Source organism: Deferrivibrio essentukiensis, assembly GCF_020480685.1.
Classification (GTDB): domain Bacteria; phylum Chrysiogenota; class Deferribacteres; order Deferribacterales; family Deferrivibrionaceae; genus Deferrivibrio; species Deferrivibrio essentukiensis.
In genome coordinates this window covers 1-18824 of sequence record NZ_JAJAFU010000002.1, presented here as the reverse complement: position 1 = coordinate 18824, position 18824 = coordinate 1, and the positions used below count along the sequence as shown (strand labels likewise).

Here is an 18824-nt window from a genome sequence, read left to right as displayed (position 1 = left end):
AGACCGTGCTTACACAAATGGGTGATTGGAGAAGAACGCATAGTTGCGGTGAGTTGTGTGGTAAAGATGTTGGTAAAGAAGTTATTTTGATGGGTTGGGTTCAAAGAAGAAGAGACCACGGTGGTGTAATATTTATTGACCTTAGGGATAAGGAAGGTATTACACAAGTTGTTTTAAATCCTGAAATAAACAGTGAAGTTCATAGTTTAGGGGAGAATATAAGAAGTGAGTATGTTATTGCTGTTAAAGGTGTTGTAGAGCACAGACCTGAAGGAACAGTAAATGAAAAGCTCAAAACTGGGGAGGTAGAAATAATTGTTTCTGAGCTTAAAATATTAAATAAGTCTCTTCCTCTTCCATTTATGATAGAGGACACTGTGAATATCGGTGAGGATATCAGATTAAAATACAGGTATCTTGACCTAAGAAGACCTACTTTAAAAAACAATATCATTACAAGACACAACCTTACAAGAACAATTAGAGAGTATCTGTACAATAAGGGCTTTTTGGATATTGAAACTCCATTTTTGACAAAAAGTACACCTGAGGGTGCGAGAGACTATTTAGTCCCAAGTAGAGTTAATCCAGGTAAATTTTATGCATTACCTCAATCCCCACAGATGTTTAAACAGCTTTTGATGGTTTCCGGTTTTGAAAGGTATTTCCAAATTGTAAGATGTTTTAGGGATGAAGACTTAAGGGCTGACAGGCAACCGGAGTTTACGCAGCTTGATATGGAGATGTCATTTATTGACAAAGAAGACTTGATGAAGCTGATTGAAGGGCTTTTTGTAGAAATTTTTGATAAAGTCGTAGGTATTAAGATTCAAACCCCTTTTCCTGTAATGAGCTATGCTGAGGCAATGGAGAAATACGGTCACGATGCTCCAGATACAAGATTTGAGTTATACTTGAAAACGATTACTGAGCTTTTTGAAAACACTGAGTTTAAAGTATTTAGAGATGTCATAAAATCAGGTGGTGTTGTAAAGGCAATAAATGCAAAAGGTGCCGGTAGTTTTTCAAGAAAAGATATTGATGACCTTACAAGCTTTGTTACTTCACTTGGTGCAAAAGGGCTTGCATATATTAAAATAACCGAAGATGGTATGAGTTCACCTATTTTGAAATTTTTAGGTGAAGAGACTGTGAATAAGATAATTGAAATAATGGACGGTAAGCCAAATGATCTTATCTTCTTTGGTGCAGGTGACAAAAAAACAGTAAACTTGTATATGTCAAAATTAAGATTAGAGCTTGGAAAAAGACTTGGTCTTATAGATAGGGAAAAATATTCTTTTGTGTGGGTTGTTGATTTTCCTCTCCTTGAATGGGATGAAGAAGAGAAAAGATATGCTGCAGTGCACCACCCTTTCACTGCACCACTTGATGAAGATTTAGAGTTGTTTGATACAGACCCGGGTAAAATCAGGGCTAAGGCTTATGACCTTGTGTTAAATGGTTCTGAAATCGGTGGAGGGAGTATAAGGATACATCGTAGTGACATCCAACAAAAAATGTTTGATACATTAGGGCTGACGAAAGAGGAGTGTGAGCAAAAATTTGGATTTTTCATAGATGCTCTGAAATATGGTACGCCTCCTCATGGTGGGATTGCTTTTGGAGTGGATAGGATAGCATCTATTATTTGTAAAGCTGATTCTATTAGGGATGTAATAGCATTTCCAAAGACTCAAAAAGCAACTGACATGATGTCTGATGCACCAAATTATGTTGATGAAAAACAGCTCAAAGAGTTGTATATTAAGCTTGATATTATAGAAAAAGAATAAATATTAACAGTTTGACAAGTATTAATATGTGTGGTATGTTTTAAATAATATTAAGGAGGTTATTATGAAGAGAGTGATAAAATTTACGTTAGCTGTTTCAGTTGCTGCAGTAATGGTTTCATGTGCTAAGCCACCAATGAAGGCTTATGATGATGCACAGGCTGCTTTAAAAGGTGCTCAAGGGTATAATGCTGAGAAGTGTGCACCTGCAGAATATGCTGAGGCTAATAAAGCATTTAAAAATGCTGAAGAAAAAATGGAAGAAGCTAAAAACTATACATTTAAAGGTAAATATTATGATGAAGCTGAAGCAAGCTTAGCTGAAGCTAAGGCTAAGGCGGCTGAAGCTGAGAAAGTTGCAAAAGAAAGAAAGGCTGAAAATGATAAGGTAGCCGTGAAGCTTGAAGAGTATGGTAAAGAGATTGATGCAATTCAAGGGGATGCTGTAAAATATTCTTCAGTTACTTATACTCAGCTTAAAGAAAAGTATGCAAAAGCAAAAGCTTATGTAGATGAGTGTAAGCCTGAGGAAGCAAAAGCTTTGATGGCTGAAATTGAGGCATTGTTAAGGCAAAACAAAGAAGCTATCTCTGCTGCTAAGGCTGAAGAAGTTAAAAAGGCTATGGAAGAGGCTAAAAAGAATGAGCCTACAATGTATACAGTTGCAAAAGGTGACAGCCTGTGGAAGATATCAGATAAAAAATATATGAATCCTTTTATGTGGCCACTTATTTATTGGGCTAACAAAGATACAATAAAAGACCCTGATTTGATATTCCCTGGCCAGATTTTTAAAGTAAGAAATGACTATACTGGGACTGAAAAGGATGATGCTATTAAGTTTTCCAAAAATAGAGGCCCTTGGTCACTCTTTGATGGTAAATAAATAACAGCCGGCTTACGCCGGCTTTTTTTGTATCTATTTTCAGGTTGGAGGGAAAAATGAAAGTTTTTGTTACAGGCAGCACTTCTGGTTTTGGAGAGGCTATAGCATATAAATTTATTAATAATGGCCATGATGTGGTTATTTCCGGGAGAAGAAAAGAGCGGTTGAGTGAGATTTCCAAAAAGAGCGGTTGTTTGTTTGAGCTGTTGGATGTGACAAAAAAAGAAGATGTCTTTAAAGTGTTTGAAAAGCACAATGACATAGATATTTTGGTTAATAATGCGGGTCTTGCTTTAGGGCTTGAGCCTGCTCATGAAACAAATATTGAAGACTGGGAAAGAATGATAGATACAAATATAAAAGGTGTTGTTTACTGCACAAGGGCAATATTGCCTTTTATGGTAAAAAGGAACAAGGGGCATATTATTAATATCGGCTCAGTAGCAGGTAGCTGGCCATATCCAGGGGGTAATGTTTATGGCAGCACAAAGGCTTTTGTCGCACAATTTTCAAGAAATTTAAGAAATGACTTATTTGGGACAAAGGTCAGATGTACAAACATTGAGCCAGGCATGGCAAATACCGAGTTTTCTACAGTCAGATTTAAAGGGGACAAAAATAGGGCTGATAAAGTTTACGAAAATACAAAGCCTTTGACTTCAGAAGATATCGCTGAAGCGGTGTATTGGTGTGCCACACTTCCGGAGCATGTTAATATCAACTCTATAGAGCTTATGAGTGTTTATCAGACATGGAATGCGTTTAGAATTTACAGGGATGAAAATATAGACTGACTTTAAGTTCACCAACTTTAATAGTTTTCTTTCTTATAGTTTAATCTACTACGAATATTTTTTTGAAATCGCTTATCTGTTTGCTGTTTCCAATTATTGCTATATTGTCACCTGCTGAGAAGATAAAGTCCTTGTCAGGGTTTGAAATTAGTGCCCCTTTTCTCAAAACTCCAATTATTGAAACACCTGTCAGGTTGCGAATATTAAGCTCACTGATTGATTTACCGGAGAGGGAGCTATTGTCAGGGATTTTAAACCATGTTAAATCAAATAATTTTGAAGCAAGCTGAAGGTTTGCCAGCTCATCGTAATTATCTTTATTTTCATAAAGTGAAGAATATAAATCTCTTCTTACCAAGTCAGTAAATTTTTGAATCTCAGACCTTGGAATATCATAGTGTATAAGTGCCTGCCTTGCAATTTCAAGGCTTGCTTCAAATTCAGGCTGGACAGCTTCATAAATTCCAAGCTCATTTAAAAGTTTTAAATGTTCGATACTGCTTGCTCTTGCAACAGTGTGAAGAGATTGATTAAGTTTTTTCACTTGTTCAACAATTGTTTTACTTATGATAATATTTGGGACGGTAATAAGCATCAAGTTTGCACTTTCAACCTTTGCAGCTTTTAATATAACTTCCTGTGAAGCATCACCGTAAATAACAGGATAATTTTTATTTTTGGCGCTTTCATATTTCCGATAATCCATTTCTATAAGGATAAAATCTATTTCAAATTTTGATAAAATTTCTGCAATATAGTTTCCAAGCCTTCCTGCTCCGGCAATAATAATGTGTTCAGAAATTTCATCATTAGGTATACTTATAGTGTGCAGAGGCTCTTTTTTGCTTGATTTTCTTCTCCACGCATATAAAGGAGCGGTAAAGTTAGATATGACAGGTGTTAACACCATGGTAATAATAGCTGTATTTAGAATCAGGTAATATAAATCTTGTGATATTGAGTTTGTACTGATACCTACTCTTGCAAGCACAAATGAAAATTCACCTACCTGAAAAAGACCAAGCCCAAGTGCAAAAGGGACTACATTGTGATATTTAAATATAAGTGCAAGACTTGAGAATATTGTGCCCTTGATTATGGAAATAAGTACAGCTGCTGCTATTACCATTTTCCAATGCTTAATAAGAAAGCTCGGGTCAAAAAGCATACCTACCGACACAAAAAACAACAAAACAAAAAGGTCACGCAAAGGGATAATATCATTTAAGGCCTGATGTCCATAATCGGATTCACTCAAAACCATTCCTGCAACAAATGCTCCAAAGGCATAAGAAAGCCCGAAAATGTATGAAATATAGCCGATACCAAGCCCCATAGCGGTAATAGAAAGCAAAAACAATTCTCTTGAATTCCAGCTTGCAACATATTTAATGATTTTAGGAACAATCTTTGTCCCCAGAAAAAACATAAATACTAAAAACACTGCTGCTTTAATCCCTGCATACCCTAAAATACTTAAAGCATTTTGTGGATTATTGAGCTGAGGAAGTATGATAAGCATCGGCACCACTCCCAAATCTTGCACCAGAAGCATGCCAATCATTACTCTACTTGAGAGTGTCCCAAGCCTTTCCTGTCTCATTAATGTTTTTAACACGACCATTGTACTTGAAACAGAAATTGTCGCTCCAAACCAGATTGAGTTTACTTTATCAAATCCGAAAAACTGTCCCAATAAGTAGCCAAAAAGTGTAGTTAAGCCAACCTGAATAGGTGTACCGATGAGCGCTATCTTTTTTACAGGTTTTAATTCTTTTAAAGAAAATTCTATCCCGAGCGCAAAAAGTAGAAGTGCGACACCGATTTCAGCAAGAAGCTCGATGTTGTGCGTATCGGTTATAGTGAGCCAAGCAGTTGAGGGGCCAATAATAATTCCTGCAAGGATATAACCTAAAATAAGTGGCTGTCTGAGCTGTTGTGCGATTACTCCGCCGATTAACCCTACAATAAGTATTATCGATATGTCGGTTACTATGCCCAATTTGTTATCTCCGATTTATTTATAAATTTTTTTGTCAAACAAAGTTATTGCTACAAACCTTTCTTTTTTTTATTATAGCAAAATAACTTAAAAAACTCTATGAGGAAAAATGAGTATTTTGCAAAATTTACCTGGTAGCCCTTTTACCCAATTTGAAAATTGGTTTTTGGAAGCTGTAGCAAATAATATACTTGAGCCAAACAGCTTTACTCTTGCAACTGTAGGAAAGGATTTAAGACCATCTCAAAGAATCGTCTTACTTAAAAGCTATGATGAGCAAGGTTTTTTATTTTTTACAAATACTGATACTAAGAAAGTCAGACAGATTAATGAAAATAGCTTTGTTGCAGCTCACTTTGCATGGCTTAAGCTTGAGAGGCAGGTCAGAGTTGAGGGAATTGTAAAGAGTATTTCTACGACAGAGCTCATAAAAACCTTTTTTAAAAGAGATTCGGGGTTAAAAAAAGGGGATTGGATTTCGGTCAAAAGCGATATTGTTACTTTCAGAAGGATAGTTGAGTCAAAATTTGATAATCTACGATTTAATTTAAATGGGTTTAAAAACATTTTTATGCAGGACATAAGGTGTTATGTTATTGAGCCTGTATATTTTGAATTTTGGCAAGGGTGTGTTGACAAATTTTATGAAAGTGTCGAGTATGTTTTTGATGGAGAAAATTGGAATTTAAAGATAAATGATTGATGGAGAAAATATATGAATAGCTATGAAGTTATTGAAAAATTAAGAGAGCATGATCTCCTGAAAGTAATAGACAGTGAAGTGGATATTTATCTTGAGGCTGCTCACCTTGCATATATTGAGGTGAAAAAAGAGGATAGCAAGGCTCTTCTTTTTACAAATGTAGTGGATAGGAAAAGTGGTAAAAAATTTATTGAGCCTGTCTTGATGAATGTTTTTTGTAACTATAAGGCAGTTGAGCTTTTTATAGGTGATGTTGATAAAATTGCTGAAAGTATTGAAAAATTAATAAAAATGAAAACGCCTCTAAAGTTTACCGACAAAATATCTATGCTTAACGACCTTTTTGCTCTTAAATCTGTTTTTCCAAAAAGATTAAATAAAAAAGGGGAATGTCAGGAAATAGTAAAGTTGGGAAAAGATGCTAAGTTGAGCGATTTACCTATTTTAACTACTTGGGAAAAAGATGGTGGCCCGTTTATAACGATGGGGCAGGTTTATACAAAAAGTCTTGACGGGAAAATGAACAATCTCGGTATGTATCGCCTACAGGTGTATGATGATTATACCTTGGGGATGCATTGGCAGATTCATAAGGATAGTAATCATTTTTTTCATGAATATAAAAAGGCAGGTAAAAAGATGCCTGTATCAATTGCAATAGGGGGTGACCCTTTGTATATTTGGTGCGGTCAAGCTCCTCTTCCCATTGGTGTATTTGAGCTTATGCTTTATGGTTTTATAAAAAAGAAAAGTGCAAGACTTGTAAAATCAGTCACAAACGATATTTATGTGCCTTATGACGTGGATTATGTAATTGAGGGGTTTGTTGATCCATCTAAATTGAGAGTAGAAGGCCCTTTTGGTGATCATACCGGATACTATACTCTTGAAGAGGAGTATCCATTTTTGGAGGTGTCTGCGATTACTCAAAGGAAAAATCCCGTATTTGCTGCTACAGTGGTAGGAAAGCCCCCTTTGGAAGATAAATATATGGGCTATGCTACTGAAAGAATCTTTTTGCCCCTATTAAAGACGACTACGCCGGATTTAATAGACTATTATATGCCTGAAAATGGAGTTTTTCATAATTTAATCATTGCAAAGATAAAGACACTTTATCCAGGTCATGCTCAGCAGGTGATGCATGCTTTTTGGGGGGTAGGGCAGATGAGCTTTGTAAAGCATGCAATTTTTGTGGGTGAAAATGCTCCGGATTTACGAAGCAAGGAGATTATTCCTTATATCTTAAATAGGTTTAAAATTAAAAATATGCTTATTTCAAAAGGTGTTGTTGATGCTCTTGACCACAGCTCAGATGAGTTTGCTGTTGGCGGAAAATTAGGTGTTGATTGTACGGGAGAAGAAATCAGTGATGATAAGATTGAAATAATAAACGATGAGATTTTATTGAACAAGATTAAAGGGATTGTAAAAGATGTGGTTGATTTGCGGCAATATTATACTGATACAAAAAATCCTCTGTGTATCATTGCAGTTAAAAAAGCACGAAAGATGCAGCACCTTTTTGAAGATTTAAAAGGAGTGTTTAAATATATTAAAATCCTTATAATTGTTGATAGCGATATCAATGACATAGATAATCCGTATATGTTGTTGTGGCGGGTTGTCAATAATATTGACAGTAACAGGGATATTTTTGTTTATGAAAATACGGTTGGTATTGACGGCACAAACAAGGGTAAGATTGATAATTTTCCGAGAAGATGGCCTGATGATGTGCTTTGTACAGAAAGTGTCCTTGACAGCCTTAAAAATCGAGGTTTGACTGATATTGATGATAATTTTATAAAAAAGTGGGGACTTTTATAGGGGCTAATCAATGTTAGGGATTTATAATTTTGAGACTTTTATTATTGCGAGCATTTTGCTCAACATGACGCCCGGGGTAGATACGTTTTATATTCTAAAGTATAGTGCTTCTCAAGGGAAGAAAGCAGGTTTTTGGGCAGCTTTTGGTATATTGTCAGGGATATTGTTTCATACATTTATGGCATCTGTTGGGCTTTCTGCATTGATAGTTAAATCTGCAACTGTTTATTCTTTTGTTAAAATTATAGGCTCCTTATATTTAATATATTTAGGGATTAGGATGTTATTGGAAAAAGGAAAAATTAGAGAAGAAACAGAAAATATAAGGTCTGAAGACACATTGAAAATATTTAGGCAGGGATTTTTGACCAATGCATTAAATCCAAAAGTTGCAATTTTTTTTCTTGCATTTTTACCCCAGTTTGTAGCTCAAGATAGTCAGTCACACATCTTAAGTTTTATGGTGTTGGGTTTGACCTTTGTCTGCACAAGTTTGCTTTGGTGCATAGTCTTGGTATCTTCTTCTGCTAAGCTCAGCTGTAAGTTTAAAAGCAGTCGCAAAACATCCTTTTATTTCAATAAATTAGCAGGTTTAGTTTTTGTTATCTTCGGTCTAAAACTTTCTTTAGAAAAGTAATATTATTCCTGCATCATTTTAAATATATCATTTACGCTTTTTCTGCCAGGAGAGATATCATGCAAATCCCCATTTTTATCAATAATTACAGTTACAGGGACATAGTGTATATTAAAATGTTTTTTTATATCATCTGCGGCTATATACGTTTCAAATTGATAATTTACCGTTTTTAGAAAATTTCCTACGGTAGATTTCAGTAAGTCAGTAGACAGAGCGATTACCTTGATATTTTTTTTAGTAAATTTTTCATATTCACTATTTATATCTTTTAATTCTTTTATACAGAAAGGGCAGTAAGTCGCCCAAAACACAAGCACAGTGTAATCTTCCCCTTTTGCAACTTCTGATAAGCTTTTTAAGTCAAATGTTTTAATATCAGCATAAGATATTGATGAAATAAAAAATAAAAAGATAAAAATAAATCTCAAATTATCCTCCGCCGACAAAACGGACGACCTCCACTTTGTCGTTTTCTTTAATAAATGTATTGTCAAAGTTGTCTTTTTCTACAATGTTTCCATTAATCTCAACTACTACCACTTTACTATGGATTTTTAGATTTTGCAATAGTTCAGTAACAGTTATATTTTTTTCCAATTCTGTATCTTTTCCGTTTAATATTATTTTCATAATTCCCCCAAAATGTAGTTTACTGCCAGGTTTGCCTGAATATTTGCTGCAACGGCTACTCGTGTTGCCATAAGCCCTTGGCCGGGCTTTGCCTCATTTTCAAAATCACCCACAATATATATCTTTTTACCAAGCTTTTTTACTTTAAAAAGTGATGTATCGTAAAGCCCTGCAACACCGGAAGCACCGATTATACATTTGTCTTCAAACAGCATTGATGCTGTGGATATAAGCATTGCTTTGTTTTCCGCCTTATCAAATGCTTCAATTATGACATCTACGTCGCTGAAAAGTTTCTCTACGTTATTTTTATCTACATAAATGTTAATTGCTTCATAATGGATATATGGATTTATCTTTTTCAGAGTATCAACCATCGCATCGGTTTTAAACATCCCAATTTGGTCAATAAAATATTGCTGCCTGTTAAGATTAGAAGGCTCCACAATGTCAAAGTCAATGAGCTTGATATATCCTACTCCCATTCTTGCAAGATTTATTGCAATATTTGAGCCTAAGCCACCAAGCCCTGCAATGGCGACTTTTCCTTCTTTTAGTTTTTTATGCACACCGGGGGTATGCCTTGCTGCCATTAGATATTCAAGCTCTTCACTATTTGGTATTTCCCCTTTTTTTATGAAAAAGACAGAATCACCTTCATTGAGAGTGACATTTTCGTTTACAATATGACCGTTGTAAATGACAACATCTGCATCAGGCTTAAATGTATTTTTCAATTCTTCAATTGTTGTTTGTTTTTCTAAATTAATTTCCTTTTCGTTTAGGAAAATTTTCATCTATCAATGCTCCTGTCCCAGTAAAAATAAGCTCTTTTTTGTTTTTTAGCGTAAAAATATTATCTTTTTCCAAGTCCGTATCATATACAATGTAAATTTTGTCTTGTCTATAAGTTATCCCCTTGAAATAGTTTTTGTTTGTGAAGTATTCAAATAGACAATTATTGCCTTTGTTATTTATGCAAATATTTGTAAGAAGTTCACTTTTTTCATTGGTTGTGATAAAAATATTTTTACCATCATATATTCTAATGTGCCCTTGCTTAAATTTTAAACTGATATTTTTATCAAGCAGATATGGGATAAGTTTGTATCTGTAATCTGAATAAAACCCCTGGTAATAAATCTCATTTGAAGTCATATCGATTACGGCTTTACTTCTTATAAAGTTTGGAAAGTAGATATTTTTATCAGGAGTATAATAAGGTATCAAAGCCAAAATAGGAATAATGGCAAGTAGTATTTTTTTTCTTGTTATTAGAGAAATAAGTATTGTTAAGAGCATCGCAACAAATATAACAAAAGGGATTTTATTTGAGGTAAAGAAGTAGGTTTCGTATTTTATTAAAAAGTCAAGCATCTGATTTAAAATGTTTTCATTTACAATAAGCGGCCTTATAAAAATATTTTCATATAGTAGCGTAAAAACGCCGCATACAATATGCAGATAGATTATCGGAAAAACTACTATCGTATTTATAACAGCCAAAAAATTATACATTTTGAAAAAGTAGAGCACAAAAGGTAGAGTAAAAATTGTTGCAGCTATTGAAGTTATAAAAATGTTAAATAAAAAATGTTTTTCCTCCTCAATAATAAATGCGATTCCTAAAATGGCGGAAAATGACAATATAAATGATAAATTAAAAATAGTGGGAGGGGAGATAAGTGTAAAAATAGAGCCTATAAGTATAACAAAATTTTTGAAATCGACTTTTATATTCATAATGTAGGTTATAGTTAAGATTGCAAAAAATATTACAGAGCGTATGACAGGTATTTTAAAGCCTGTCAGTATCGTGAAGAATAGTAAGATGATAGATACAATCAAGAGCTTCGGTTTTAAAGGTATTTTTGGTATTAGAGTTATCAGGACTACTGCAATTATTCCTATATGAAGCCCGGAAATAGCAAGATAGTGATTTAGCCCGAGATAGGTAAATTTATCCTTTGTAGCTCCGTTTATCTTACTTTTATCTCCGAGAATCAATCCTTGAATTAAAGTTAGCTTTTCCCCTGATTTTAGATATAGTCTTTCGCTTAAATTCTTTCTGAATGAGATTATTGAAGACACAACTGGAATTTTTAAAGTCAAGAGCGGCTTAATGTTAATAGAATATTGATTTATAGACTCTTTTTTGCCGATTATGATGTCGCCTATATCAAAATTTTCATATGATTTGAAATTTTTTGTGATTGAGTAATATGTTGTAGCCTTTTTACCATAGCTTTTTTTATCAAGAATTATCGCTGCAAAGTTGCTAATTAAAAATATCCCACATAACAAAAATAGTAAAATCTGCCTTAGCCTTTTTTCAAAAAATAATATTATCAATATGATACTTAGCAGATACGCAATTATTAAGGAAAATTTGGAGAGCAGCCCCACGCAGATAGATGCAAACATCAAGTAATAAATTTTTGGTAGCCTAATTTTCATAATCAATAATATCAAGGAGGTTAATTTAGAGCAATAAATTTTGCTGAAGAGAAATTGAATATTGTTATATTTGACAGGTTGCCGGACAATAAACGGGTAAATATTCAAAAAAGTCATTGACTATATATCTGCAAATACATATATTCATATATTGCTATATGAATGAAGGAGGAAGATTATGAGAGTAGTAGTTATCGGTGGTGGACCTGCAGGGATACAGGCGACAAGGACACTTAAGGCGCATAATGAGCAGATTGACATCACAATGGTAAGACCCGAACCTTACAGTGTCATTTACTGTGCTTTGCCTTACGTAGTAGAAGATTTGGTAGAGAAGGAAAAGATTAGAAAGCAAGATAGCCTTGTGCTTGATGTAGGGGCAAAGCTTGTAAAGGATAAAGTGGTAAAAGTAGATTTTGATAAAAAATCTGTATTTACGGAAAATAATGGCAGCTTTGAATATGATAAACTTATTATTGCTACAGGTGCTTCACCATTTGTACCACCAATAAAAGGGAACCATTTGGAAAATATAGCGACAGTAAAGACCGAAAGCGATTTGGAGCAGATTCTCGGATGTATAAACAGCGGTGCCAAAAAGGCAGTGGTAGTCGGTGCCGGAAATATCGGAATTGAGATGGCTGTGGCACTTTTTAGAAAAGGTTTGCAGACTTATCTTGTAGAGATGCAAGATAGGGTATTGCCTAACCTTCTTGATAGGGATATGGCTAAGATGCCTGAAGAGGAGATTAGGGAGGTAGGCGTCAAGTTACTTCTTAATACGAAGGTAGAAAGTCTTGATGGCACAAAATATGTTGAAAAGGTAAATCTATCGAATGGCAGTAATATTGAGCTTGGTGAAAATGATTTGATAATCTTTTCTGTGGGCGTAAAGGCTAATGTGGAAATATTTAAAGATACTGCACTTAAAATTGATAATTTTGGGATAGTAGTAAATGAAAAGATGGAAACAAATATTAAAGATGTTTATGCAGCAGGTGATGTGGCATCTTTTGTTTCTTACATTGATAAAAAACCTATAGGTGGTAAGCTTGCAACAAATGCGGTGCCGATGGGTAAAATTTTAGCATATAATTTATTAGGAAGAGATTATGAGTATCAGGGATTTATTAATGGTGCTATTACTAAGGTTGAAAAATACAGAATGGGTGGTACAGGCTTCACTGAAGAGGTAGCAAAGCAGAGAGGATTTGATACAATCGTAGGATATGGAGAGACTACTACCAGATTCCCAATAATTCCTGGTGCAAAAAAGGTCAAAGTAAAACTTATTGCTGAGAAAAAGACATTAAGAATTTTAGGGGCTCAGGTTGTGGCTGGTGAAGGTGTGCCGGGCAGAATAGACACAGTTTCCCTAGCTATTCAAAACAACAATACAGCTATGGATTTGTTTAACTTTAGCTATTGTGCTCAACCATTTCAAAGCTTTTATCCGGCAAACAATGCAATTGTAATGGCTGCTGAGGATATTTTGAATAAGGCACTTAAAGACTAAATATTATCCCCGGGGCCACTCGGGGGTAATTTAACTTTTGTTATGGAATAAAATGTATTTTTTTATCCCCCCAATGTATGATTTTTCAGTTTGGTAGCTGTATTGTTTGAGTCTGATTTTATCCCTAACAATATCTAATAATTTTTTATCTTTTTTCATATATAACCTTTTTTTGTATGTAATAATATCACAAATATATACTGTATTATACATAAATACAATATTTAATCACAAAATGAGTCTATTTATTGCATATTTTTGGAATAATGTTGACATTTATTTCGCAATAGATTAATATTTGTAGATAAATAAATAGTTAGACGACGAAAGGCAGGAAGAGCAATGAGAAAAAATATCACCACATTATTCCTACTTGGCATGATGGCCCTGTTACCATGTGTAGTCATAGCTGGAGATCTGCCAGATACATATGGGAACCGCTTAGCTGCTGCGGAAAGATACCTACAGGTTGCATCAATGAAGGACATGATGCGAGATACAATTGTTGAGACGGCAAAGAATCTTCCGGAAAAAGTGAGAGGGGCTTACGTTTCCTTAATGAATAAGCATATCCGGGTAGAGATTTTAGAGCGTGCCGCTTTGGCAAGTATGGCAAAGCACTTTACCGTAGATGAGTTAAATGCCTTAGCGGATTTCTATGGCTCAAATGAGGGTCGGTCCGCTATGAAAAAATTTGGTGCTTACATGGGTGATGTAATGCCCGTCATACAGCAAGAAATGGGCAGGGCACAAATGGAAATCAAGGCAGATATTGAACGTCTGAGCAAACAATAGAAATGTCGTCTAACAAGGCAAATTCACTCGGACGCCAAAAAGCGCTGCTCGTTCCTCGCTCTGCTTTTTGCCGCCGGTGATTTGCGGCGTTAGATGCCCCATGTGCTCACAGCCTCTTCAAAAGAACAAGACTGCTCATTTTTAAAGGATTAGTTTAATCTTTCGAAAAATATATACATTGGAGAAAACTGTGAAAAACTGGTTATTCTTATCCGCTGCTATTATTTGTGAAGTAATTGCAACATCTAGTCTTAAGTCTAGTGAAGGTTTTACTAAAATCGCCCCATCGCTGCTTGTTATTATTGGCTATGGCGCTGCTTTCTATTTACTTTCACTTACTCTGAAATCAATCCCTGTTGGTATTGCATATGCAATTTGGTCAGGGCTTGGCATAGTTTTAGTAACTCTAGTCGCATGGTTCATGCACGGGCAAAAACTTGACCTTTGGGGGTATGTTGGCATGGGTTTAATCGTTGGTGGCGTTGTTGTTCTCAACTTGCTTTCAAAAACCAGTGCACATTAGTCCAGTATGCATCTAACAAGTTGCACCAGTCGGAAAACCTCCGCTCCGCGGCTTTGTATTCGCTTCGCTCATTGTTGCACAAAGCCACTACACTACGGTTTCCGCTGTGCAAGGCGTTAGCTTCCCTGAGAGAATTATGCGAAAAGTTAAACAAGAAGACGGATGGGAAGTGCATGAGATTCTTGATCCGAATCAGATTAAGAGGATCACAAAGTACTTCCATAAAAGAAAAAGAGCTCCTCGAATAGAGCTAAAAGATAAAATTTCACAACAGTTAGCGGGGTACGCGCTAATTGAAAAAGATCTTTGGAATGTTCTGGTATGGCTCGAAGAAATAGATGAATTGTATTTAGAAGAGCGTAGGAACTCTCCTCAAATTTCACCAGACCGAAAAACCTACTGTTAAAGTCAATTAAAAATCCCCACGTTATGGCCCTTAAAATACCCCAGTTAAACTTAAGTCTCTTTTACTCCTTATAAACTTTTACAGGGAATGATTATTTAATTTGCTTTGTAAGCTCTTGAAGTATATTTAGGTATGATAAATAGTATTACCATGAGGTGGAATATAGGTAAGGCAAAGATAGAATCACCTTGGGTGTTGAACTTATTGAAGAAATATATTTATTGATTAAAGCACACAAATTTATGAACCGAAGTCAGGCAATTCAGGAAGCAGTAAAAGATAAATTGCAAAGATTAAAGAAAGTAAGATTGGCTGAAGCTTGTTCCAAACTTGATGCATCATTTGAAAAGATGACTGCTGAAGAAGGGATTTCTGAGGATTTAACTGAATGGCCAGAATATTAAGAGGTGATATCTGCTGGGCAGATTTAAATCCGGTAAAGGGGCATTAACAGGCAGGGTTAAGTCCAGTTTTGATTTTGAGCCATGATATTTTTAATGAAAAATCAGGTACTGTAATAGCTGTGGCACTTACAAGCCAGCCTCAGCAAGCTGATTATCCGTTGACGCTGGAGTTGTAAAGTGGTGAATTGCCTAAACGCTCATGGGTAAAAATAAGCCAGATTAGGAATTTGTCAGTAGAACGAATTGGTAAAAAAAATAGTAAAGCAACAGATAAGGACCTAGAGTTAGTTATTGAAGGACTTAACGAAATAATTGGAGCATAAAACACCACCATTGAAATCAAACTATACTGCACTATTTAGTGATGTTAAATGTTCAAATTTCTCACTTAAGGGGGAATAATTATCATTATCTTTTTTTGGGGTTCCGCTTTAATGGGATATATTTAAAGTCTTACAGTTATTTACTTTATAATTAAAAATATAAATAAATATCTCTATCAAAAATATTTAAAAATAATCCTTGACATTTTAATATATATTCATAAGTTAATGAATATATATTAAAAAAGGAGGTAATTATGCCGGGATTTGACAGAAGAGGACCAAATGCTGAAGGCCCAAAAACAGGTAGAGGGTTAGGCAGATGCAGTGGAAACCATATAGACAGTGCAATTGGCAATCATGATAGACCAAGAAGAAGGCTACATCTGCATAATGGTAGCTGTGGCCATGAAGGCAAAGGTCGTGGCAGAGGCCGGTGCAGGCAAGACTAAGGTAAAAAGATGAAGATTTCTATAGTAAGCGGTAAAGGCGGCGCAGGTAAGACCACCTTTACCGTTTTATTTGCAAATTATTTGATTAATAAGGGGGTAAATGTCCTCATCAATGATTTGGATGTTGAAGAGCCAAATATAAATCTATTTCTAAATAAAAAGTTGGAATATGATAATATCTATACCTATGTTCCAAAGCATATCAAAGAAAATTGTACCTACTGTAAAGAATGTGCGGAAAAATGTTTGTTCAAAGCATTGGTGGTAGCAAAGGATTTTTGGATCGTTTTGCCTGAATTGTGCCATTCTTGCAAGCTTTGTGAATATGTTTGCAAGTATTCTGCCATTGAAGGTGACAAAAGGGTGATAGGCAAAATTGGTCAATCAGTTGATAAAGTGCCACATTTGTTGGAAGGCAGACTAAATATAGGTGAATCTTTGACAACAGCCTTGATAAAACAGGTCATGTGTAAATCTTCAAATATTAAAGATAATTACGATATCATACTTATGGATTCACCCCCCGGGACATCTTGCCCCGTCATTGAGACTTCAAAAGGAGCTGATAAAATAGTCGTAGTCGCGGAGGATACGCCTTTTGGATTTAGCGACTTTGTCGTTTTAAATGATATGTTAAAAGAGATAGGTAAGGATTATTACCTTATAATAAATAAATTTATTGATGGTGCAGAGTATTTGGATTTTGTCGCTAAAAATAATATAAAGATATTGGGCAAAATTCCATACGATATGAATCTGGCAAGAAGCTATTCAGGTGGTCATAATATGGGTGTGTCGATAGATTTTGATAGCATCTACAATACATTGTTAGAGGGATTACGTTGAAAGAGATAGTTGTAGTCAGCGGAAAAGGTGGAGCCGGAAAATCTACAATTACAGCAGGATTATCATATTTTTTGAAAAAAAATGATGTGCTGGTGGATGCGGATGTAGATGCACCTAATTTAAAAATATTGCTTGAGCCTGAGCCGGTAGAAGAGAAAGATTTTTATTCTGGGAAACAGTTTAAGATAGAGCAAGATTTTTGTATCAGGTGTGGAAGATGCTATCATGAATGCAGTTTTGAAGCTATTGAAATTATAAAATTTGACTATGTAATTGATGATATTGCCTGTGAAGGGTGTGGACTGTGTCAATTTATATGCCCTACAAATGCAATTTCTGTTGCGGACAAACTTACTGGTAAAAAATATATTTCAAAGACTAAATATGGTTTTAAGATGGTGCATGCCTTGCTAAATCCAGCAGAGGAAAATTCAGGTAAACTGGTTGCTGATATTAAAAAGGTTGCCAAACAGTTAGCCAAAGAGCAAAATGCTTCTACAATAATTGTGGACGGGCCGCCGGGGATAGGATGTAGTGCTATTTCGGCTGTTTCAGGAAGCGACATAGTACTTTTAGTAGCTGAATCAAGTATTTCAGGACTGCATGATATGGAAAGATTGATTGAGCTTTCCCAAAATTTTAAAGTAAAAAGATTGGGATTTATAAATAAATATGGGTTAAATCATGATATTGATGAAAAACTAGTCAATTTGTTTGAAAGCAAGGGGATAGAAATTGTAGGATATTTAAACTATTCTCAGGATGTGCCTCAGTATTTAAAAAAGAAGGTTAATCTTCCTGAGTATGTAGAAGGATATAAAAAAATATTTGAAAGTTTATACAAAAGGATTATGGAGGGAGTAGAATGAAAATATTAGTAACGGCTATGGATAAAAATGAAAATGGATTAATGGATGCAAGATTTGGTAGAGCTTTGTATTGGTATATCTTTGATACTAATACAAAAGAATCATATTTTATTGATAATACCCGTAGTGAAAATTTTGAGCATGGTGCAGGGATGCAGGCTGTGGCAAATGTCATAGATGAAGGCGTGGATGTAATAATAACAGGCTCAGTTGGGCCGAAAGCTTTTAATATTATTAAAACTAAAGGGATTAAAGTATACAGAGGTAATCCTGAAAAGAGTGTAATCGAAAATTTGAATGATTATGAAAATAATCTTTTAGAAGAGCAAATAAATTAAATAAGGGGTTTGATATGAAAATTGCATTACCATTGTTAAGTAAAGATTTAGTTAGTGACCATTTTGGGCACAGCAAGATGTTTTTGATAGCTGAAGTAGAAGGGGGTAAAATTACTGGTGTAAATTATTATGATGCCCCGGCACATGAATTTGGCTCTTTTCCTATGTGGCTTATTTCGATGAATGTAAATGTGCTTCTCTGCAAGGGGTTAGGGCATAAAGCGGTAGAAATTTTGAATTCCAGAAATGTTGAAGTTTTCCCTGGTGTGACAGAAAATAACCCGATTGATGCTATTAATGCCTATCTTGCTGGAAAGGTGGAAAAATCTGACGCTTTTTGCTCAGGCGGAGATAGTTGCCACTAAATTATTAATTTGAAATAATTTAAAATTAGCTTATAATGGCAGTAAGGGGATTTTATGAGATTTTTTATCTGTCTTACTGCCATTTTTATTATTGCACAACCGCTATTTGCCAATGAAAAACTTACCGAATATATTTCAAAAAAGTTTAATCTGCCTGCTCAGTATGTTGCTAATTCTTTAAAAAAGGCAAAAATAGATAATGCTGTACTTGAAAAGATAAATAACCCGGCAGAAGAAATGGATTGGGAA

General features: G+C 34.9%; 23 protein-coding genes and 1 pseudogene. 18 read left to right on the top strand and 6 right to left on the bottom strand.

What is annotated here, in order from left to right:
- Positions 1-5: 5 nt before the first annotated feature.
- The 3 genes from aspS to LF845_RS01190 all read left to right on the top strand — a co-directional run bounded on the left by aspS (position 6) and on the right by LF845_RS01190 (position 3476).
- Positions 6-1796 (top strand): aspartate--tRNA ligase, encoded by a 1791-nt coding sequence (aspS, locus tag LF845_RS01200; protein ID WP_341352886.1) that lies wholly within the window; start codon positions 6-8, stop codon positions 1794-1796.
- A gap of 64 nt (positions 1797-1860) precedes the next feature.
- Positions 1861-2682, top strand: coding sequence for a LysM peptidoglycan-binding domain-containing protein (locus LF845_RS01195; RefSeq protein ID WP_242819160.1), 822 nt, complete (start codon positions 1861-1863; stop codon positions 2680-2682).
- A 56-nt stretch (positions 2683-2738) separates the two neighbouring features.
- Positions 2739-3476 (top strand): SDR family NAD(P)-dependent oxidoreductase, encoded by a 738-nt coding sequence (locus LF845_RS01190; protein ID WP_242819159.1) that lies wholly within the window; start codon positions 2739-2741, stop codon positions 3474-3476.
- A 40-nt stretch (positions 3477-3516) separates the two neighbouring features.
- Here the strand turns inward: LF845_RS01190 and LF845_RS01185 are convergent, their stop codons facing one another.
- Positions 3517-5478 carry a monovalent cation:proton antiporter family protein gene (locus LF845_RS01185; RefSeq protein WP_242819158.1) on the bottom strand — a complete coding sequence of 654 codons (1962 nt, stop codon included), beginning with the start codon at positions 5476-5478 and terminating at the stop codon, positions 3517-3519.
- 109 nt (positions 5479-5587) lie between these two features.
- On the opposite strand from LF845_RS01185, the gene LF845_RS01180 reads away from it, so the two are divergent.
- Genes LF845_RS01180 through LF845_RS01170 form a run of 3 tightly spaced genes read left to right on the top strand, consistent with a single transcriptional unit; the run spans position 5588 to position 8648 of the window.
- Entirely contained in the window at positions 5588-6181 is a 594-nt protein-coding gene (locus LF845_RS01180; RefSeq protein WP_242819157.1) for a pyridoxal 5'-phosphate synthase, read from the top strand.
- Positions 6182-6193: 12 nt separating this feature from the next.
- Complete coding sequence (locus tag LF845_RS01175) at positions 6194-8011, top strand: menaquinone biosynthesis decarboxylase (RefSeq protein WP_242819156.1); 1818 nt, start codon at positions 6194-6196, stop codon at positions 8009-8011.
- A gap of 10 nt (positions 8012-8021) precedes the next feature.
- Complete coding sequence (locus LF845_RS01170) at positions 8022-8648, top strand: LysE family translocator (RefSeq protein ID WP_242819155.1); 627 nt, start codon at positions 8022-8024, stop codon at positions 8646-8648.
- A 2-nt stretch (positions 8649-8650) separates the two neighbouring features.
- On the opposite strand, the gene LF845_RS01165 is transcribed toward LF845_RS01170, so the two are convergent.
- The 4 genes from LF845_RS01165 to LF845_RS01150 are packed head-to-tail and all read right to left on the bottom strand — an operon-like array spanning position 8651 to position 11738.
- On the bottom strand, positions 8651-9079 hold the full coding sequence (locus LF845_RS01165) for a peroxiredoxin family protein (protein WP_242819154.1): 429 nt from the start codon (positions 9077-9079) through the stop codon (positions 8651-8653).
- 1 nt (position 9080) lies between these two features.
- Positions 9081-9281 carry a sulfur carrier protein ThiS gene (thiS, locus tag LF845_RS01160; protein WP_242819153.1) on the bottom strand — a complete coding sequence of 67 codons (201 nt, stop codon included), beginning with the start codon at positions 9279-9281 and terminating at the stop codon, positions 9081-9083.
- On the bottom strand, positions 9278-10078 hold the full coding sequence (gene thiF, locus LF845_RS01155; protein WP_242819152.1) for a sulfur carrier protein ThiS adenylyltransferase ThiF: 801 nt from the start codon (positions 10076-10078) through the stop codon (positions 9278-9280). Before thiF ends, thiS begins: the two co-directional genes overlap by 4 nt.
- A complete protein-coding gene (locus LF845_RS01150) occupies positions 10047-11738 on the bottom strand; it encodes a ComEC/Rec2 family competence protein (RefSeq protein ID WP_242819151.1) in 1692 nt (563 codons plus the stop codon). The genes thiF and LF845_RS01150 overlap by 32 nt, the downstream gene beginning before the upstream one ends.
- A gap of 178 nt (positions 11739-11916) precedes the next feature.
- On the opposite strand from LF845_RS01150, the gene LF845_RS01145 reads away from it, so the two are divergent.
- Positions 11917-13254: an FAD-dependent oxidoreductase gene (locus LF845_RS01145; protein WP_242819150.1), complete on the top strand. Its 1338-nt coding sequence runs from the start codon at positions 11917-11919 to the stop codon at positions 13252-13254.
- A gap of 30 nt (positions 13255-13284) precedes the next feature.
- Here the strand turns inward: LF845_RS01145 and LF845_RS11820 are convergent, their stop codons facing one another.
- On the bottom strand, positions 13285-13413 hold the full coding sequence (locus LF845_RS11820; RefSeq protein WP_278252121.1) for a phage integrase N-terminal SAM-like domain-containing protein: 129 nt from the start codon (positions 13411-13413) through the stop codon (positions 13285-13287).
- Between the two features lie 183 nt (positions 13414-13596).
- Here LF845_RS11820 and LF845_RS01140 point away from each other — a divergent pair, with 183 nt between their 5' ends.
- The 11 genes and pseudogenes from LF845_RS01140 to LF845_RS01090 all read left to right on the top strand — a co-directional run.
- On the top strand, positions 13597-14049 hold the full coding sequence (locus LF845_RS01140; protein ID WP_242819149.1) for a DUF2059 domain-containing protein: 453 nt from the start codon (positions 13597-13599) through the stop codon (positions 14047-14049).
- 190 nt (positions 14050-14239) lie between these two features.
- Positions 14240-14572, top strand: a complete 333-nt coding sequence (locus LF845_RS01135) for a Qac family quaternary ammonium compound efflux SMR transporter (protein WP_084212198.1) — start codon at positions 14240-14242, stop codon at positions 14570-14572.
- A 136-nt stretch (positions 14573-14708) separates the two neighbouring features.
- Complete coding sequence (locus LF845_RS01130) at positions 14709-14978, top strand: hypothetical protein (protein WP_242819148.1); 270 nt, start codon at positions 14709-14711, stop codon at positions 14976-14978.
- A gap of 242 nt (positions 14979-15220) precedes the next feature.
- A complete protein-coding gene (locus LF845_RS01125) occupies positions 15221-15382 on the top strand; it encodes a hypothetical protein (protein WP_242819147.1) in 162 nt (53 codons plus the stop codon).
- Positions 15367-15705: pseudogene (locus LF845_RS11985) on the top strand (type II toxin-antitoxin system PemK/MazF family toxin). The gene LF845_RS01125 and the pseudogene LF845_RS11985 overlap by 16 nt, the downstream one beginning before the upstream one ends.
- 257 nt (positions 15706-15962) lie before the next feature.
- Positions 15963-16157 (top strand): DUF5320 domain-containing protein, encoded by a 195-nt coding sequence (locus LF845_RS01115; RefSeq protein WP_242819145.1) that lies wholly within the window; start codon positions 15963-15965, stop codon positions 16155-16157.
- 9 nt (positions 16158-16166) lie between these two features.
- Entirely contained in the window at positions 16167-17003 is an 837-nt protein-coding gene (locus LF845_RS01110) for a nucleotide-binding protein (protein WP_242819144.1), read from the top strand.
- Complete coding sequence (locus LF845_RS01105) at positions 17000-17872, top strand: ATP-binding protein (RefSeq protein ID WP_242819143.1); 873 nt, start codon at positions 17000-17002, stop codon at positions 17870-17872. The genes LF845_RS01110 and LF845_RS01105 overlap by 4 nt, the downstream gene beginning before the upstream one ends.
- The gene (locus LF845_RS01100; protein ID WP_242819142.1) at positions 17869-18210 is read left to right on the top strand and encodes a NifB/NifX family molybdenum-iron cluster-binding protein; all 342 of its coding nucleotides are present in this window, start codon (positions 17869-17871) and stop codon (positions 18208-18210) included. The genes LF845_RS01105 and LF845_RS01100 overlap by 4 nt, the downstream gene beginning before the upstream one ends.
- 14 nt (positions 18211-18224) lie before the next feature.
- Positions 18225-18575 carry a NifB/NifX family molybdenum-iron cluster-binding protein gene (locus tag LF845_RS01095; RefSeq protein WP_242819141.1) on the top strand — a complete coding sequence of 117 codons (351 nt, stop codon included), beginning with the start codon at positions 18225-18227 and terminating at the stop codon, positions 18573-18575.
- A gap of 54 nt (positions 18576-18629) precedes the next feature.
- A partial coding sequence (locus LF845_RS01090; RefSeq protein WP_242819140.1) for a hypothetical protein occupies positions 18630-18824 on the top strand: 195 nt, incomplete at its 3' end.

Coding starts and splice junctions, on each gene's coding strand:
- thiF (WP_242819152.1), bottom strand. CDS start 10,078: ATGAAAATTTTCCTAAACGAAAAGGAAATTAATTTAGAAAAACAAACA.
- LF845_RS01140 (WP_242819149.1), top strand. CDS start 13,597: ATGAGAAAAAATATCACCACATTATTCCTACTTGGCATGATGGCCCTG.
- LF845_RS01150 (WP_242819151.1), bottom strand. CDS start 11,738: ATGAAAATTAGGCTACCAAAAATTTATTACTTGATGTTTGCATCTATC.
- LF845_RS01115 (WP_242819145.1), top strand. CDS start 15,963: ATGCCGGGATTTGACAGAAGAGGACCAAATGCTGAAGGCCCAAAAACA.
- LF845_RS01195 (WP_242819160.1), top strand. CDS start 1,861: ATGAAGAGAGTGATAAAATTTACGTTAGCTGTTTCAGTTGCTGCAGTA.
- LF845_RS01145 (WP_242819150.1), top strand. CDS start 11,917: ATGAGAGTAGTAGTTATCGGTGGTGGACCTGCAGGGATACAGGCGACA.
- LF845_RS01130 (WP_242819148.1), top strand. CDS start 14,709: ATGCGAAAAGTTAAACAAGAAGACGGATGGGAAGTGCATGAGATTCTT.
- LF845_RS01100 (WP_242819142.1), top strand. CDS start 17,869: ATGAAAATATTAGTAACGGCTATGGATAAAAATGAAAATGGATTAATG.
- thiS (WP_242819153.1), bottom strand. CDS start 9,281: ATGAAAATAATATTAAACGGAAAAGATACAGAATTGGAAAAAAATATA.
- LF845_RS01190 (WP_242819159.1), top strand. CDS start 2,739: ATGAAAGTTTTTGTTACAGGCAGCACTTCTGGTTTTGGAGAGGCTATA.
- LF845_RS01170 (WP_242819155.1), top strand. CDS start 8,022: ATGTTAGGGATTTATAATTTTGAGACTTTTATTATTGCGAGCATTTTG.
- LF845_RS01110 (WP_242819144.1), top strand. CDS start 16,167: ATGAAGATTTCTATAGTAAGCGGTAAAGGCGGCGCAGGTAAGACCACC.
- LF845_RS01095 (WP_242819141.1), top strand. CDS start 18,225: ATGAAAATTGCATTACCATTGTTAAGTAAAGATTTAGTTAGTGACCAT.
- LF845_RS01125 (WP_242819147.1), top strand. CDS start 15,221: ATGAACCGAAGTCAGGCAATTCAGGAAGCAGTAAAAGATAAATTGCAA.
- LF845_RS01175 (WP_242819156.1), top strand. CDS start 6,194: ATGAATAGCTATGAAGTTATTGAAAAATTAAGAGAGCATGATCTCCTG.
- LF845_RS11820 (WP_278252121.1), bottom strand. CDS start 13,413: ATGAAAAAAGATAAAAAATTATTAGATATTGTTAGGGATAAAATCAGA.
- LF845_RS01180 (WP_242819157.1), top strand. CDS start 5,588: ATGAGTATTTTGCAAAATTTACCTGGTAGCCCTTTTACCCAATTTGAA.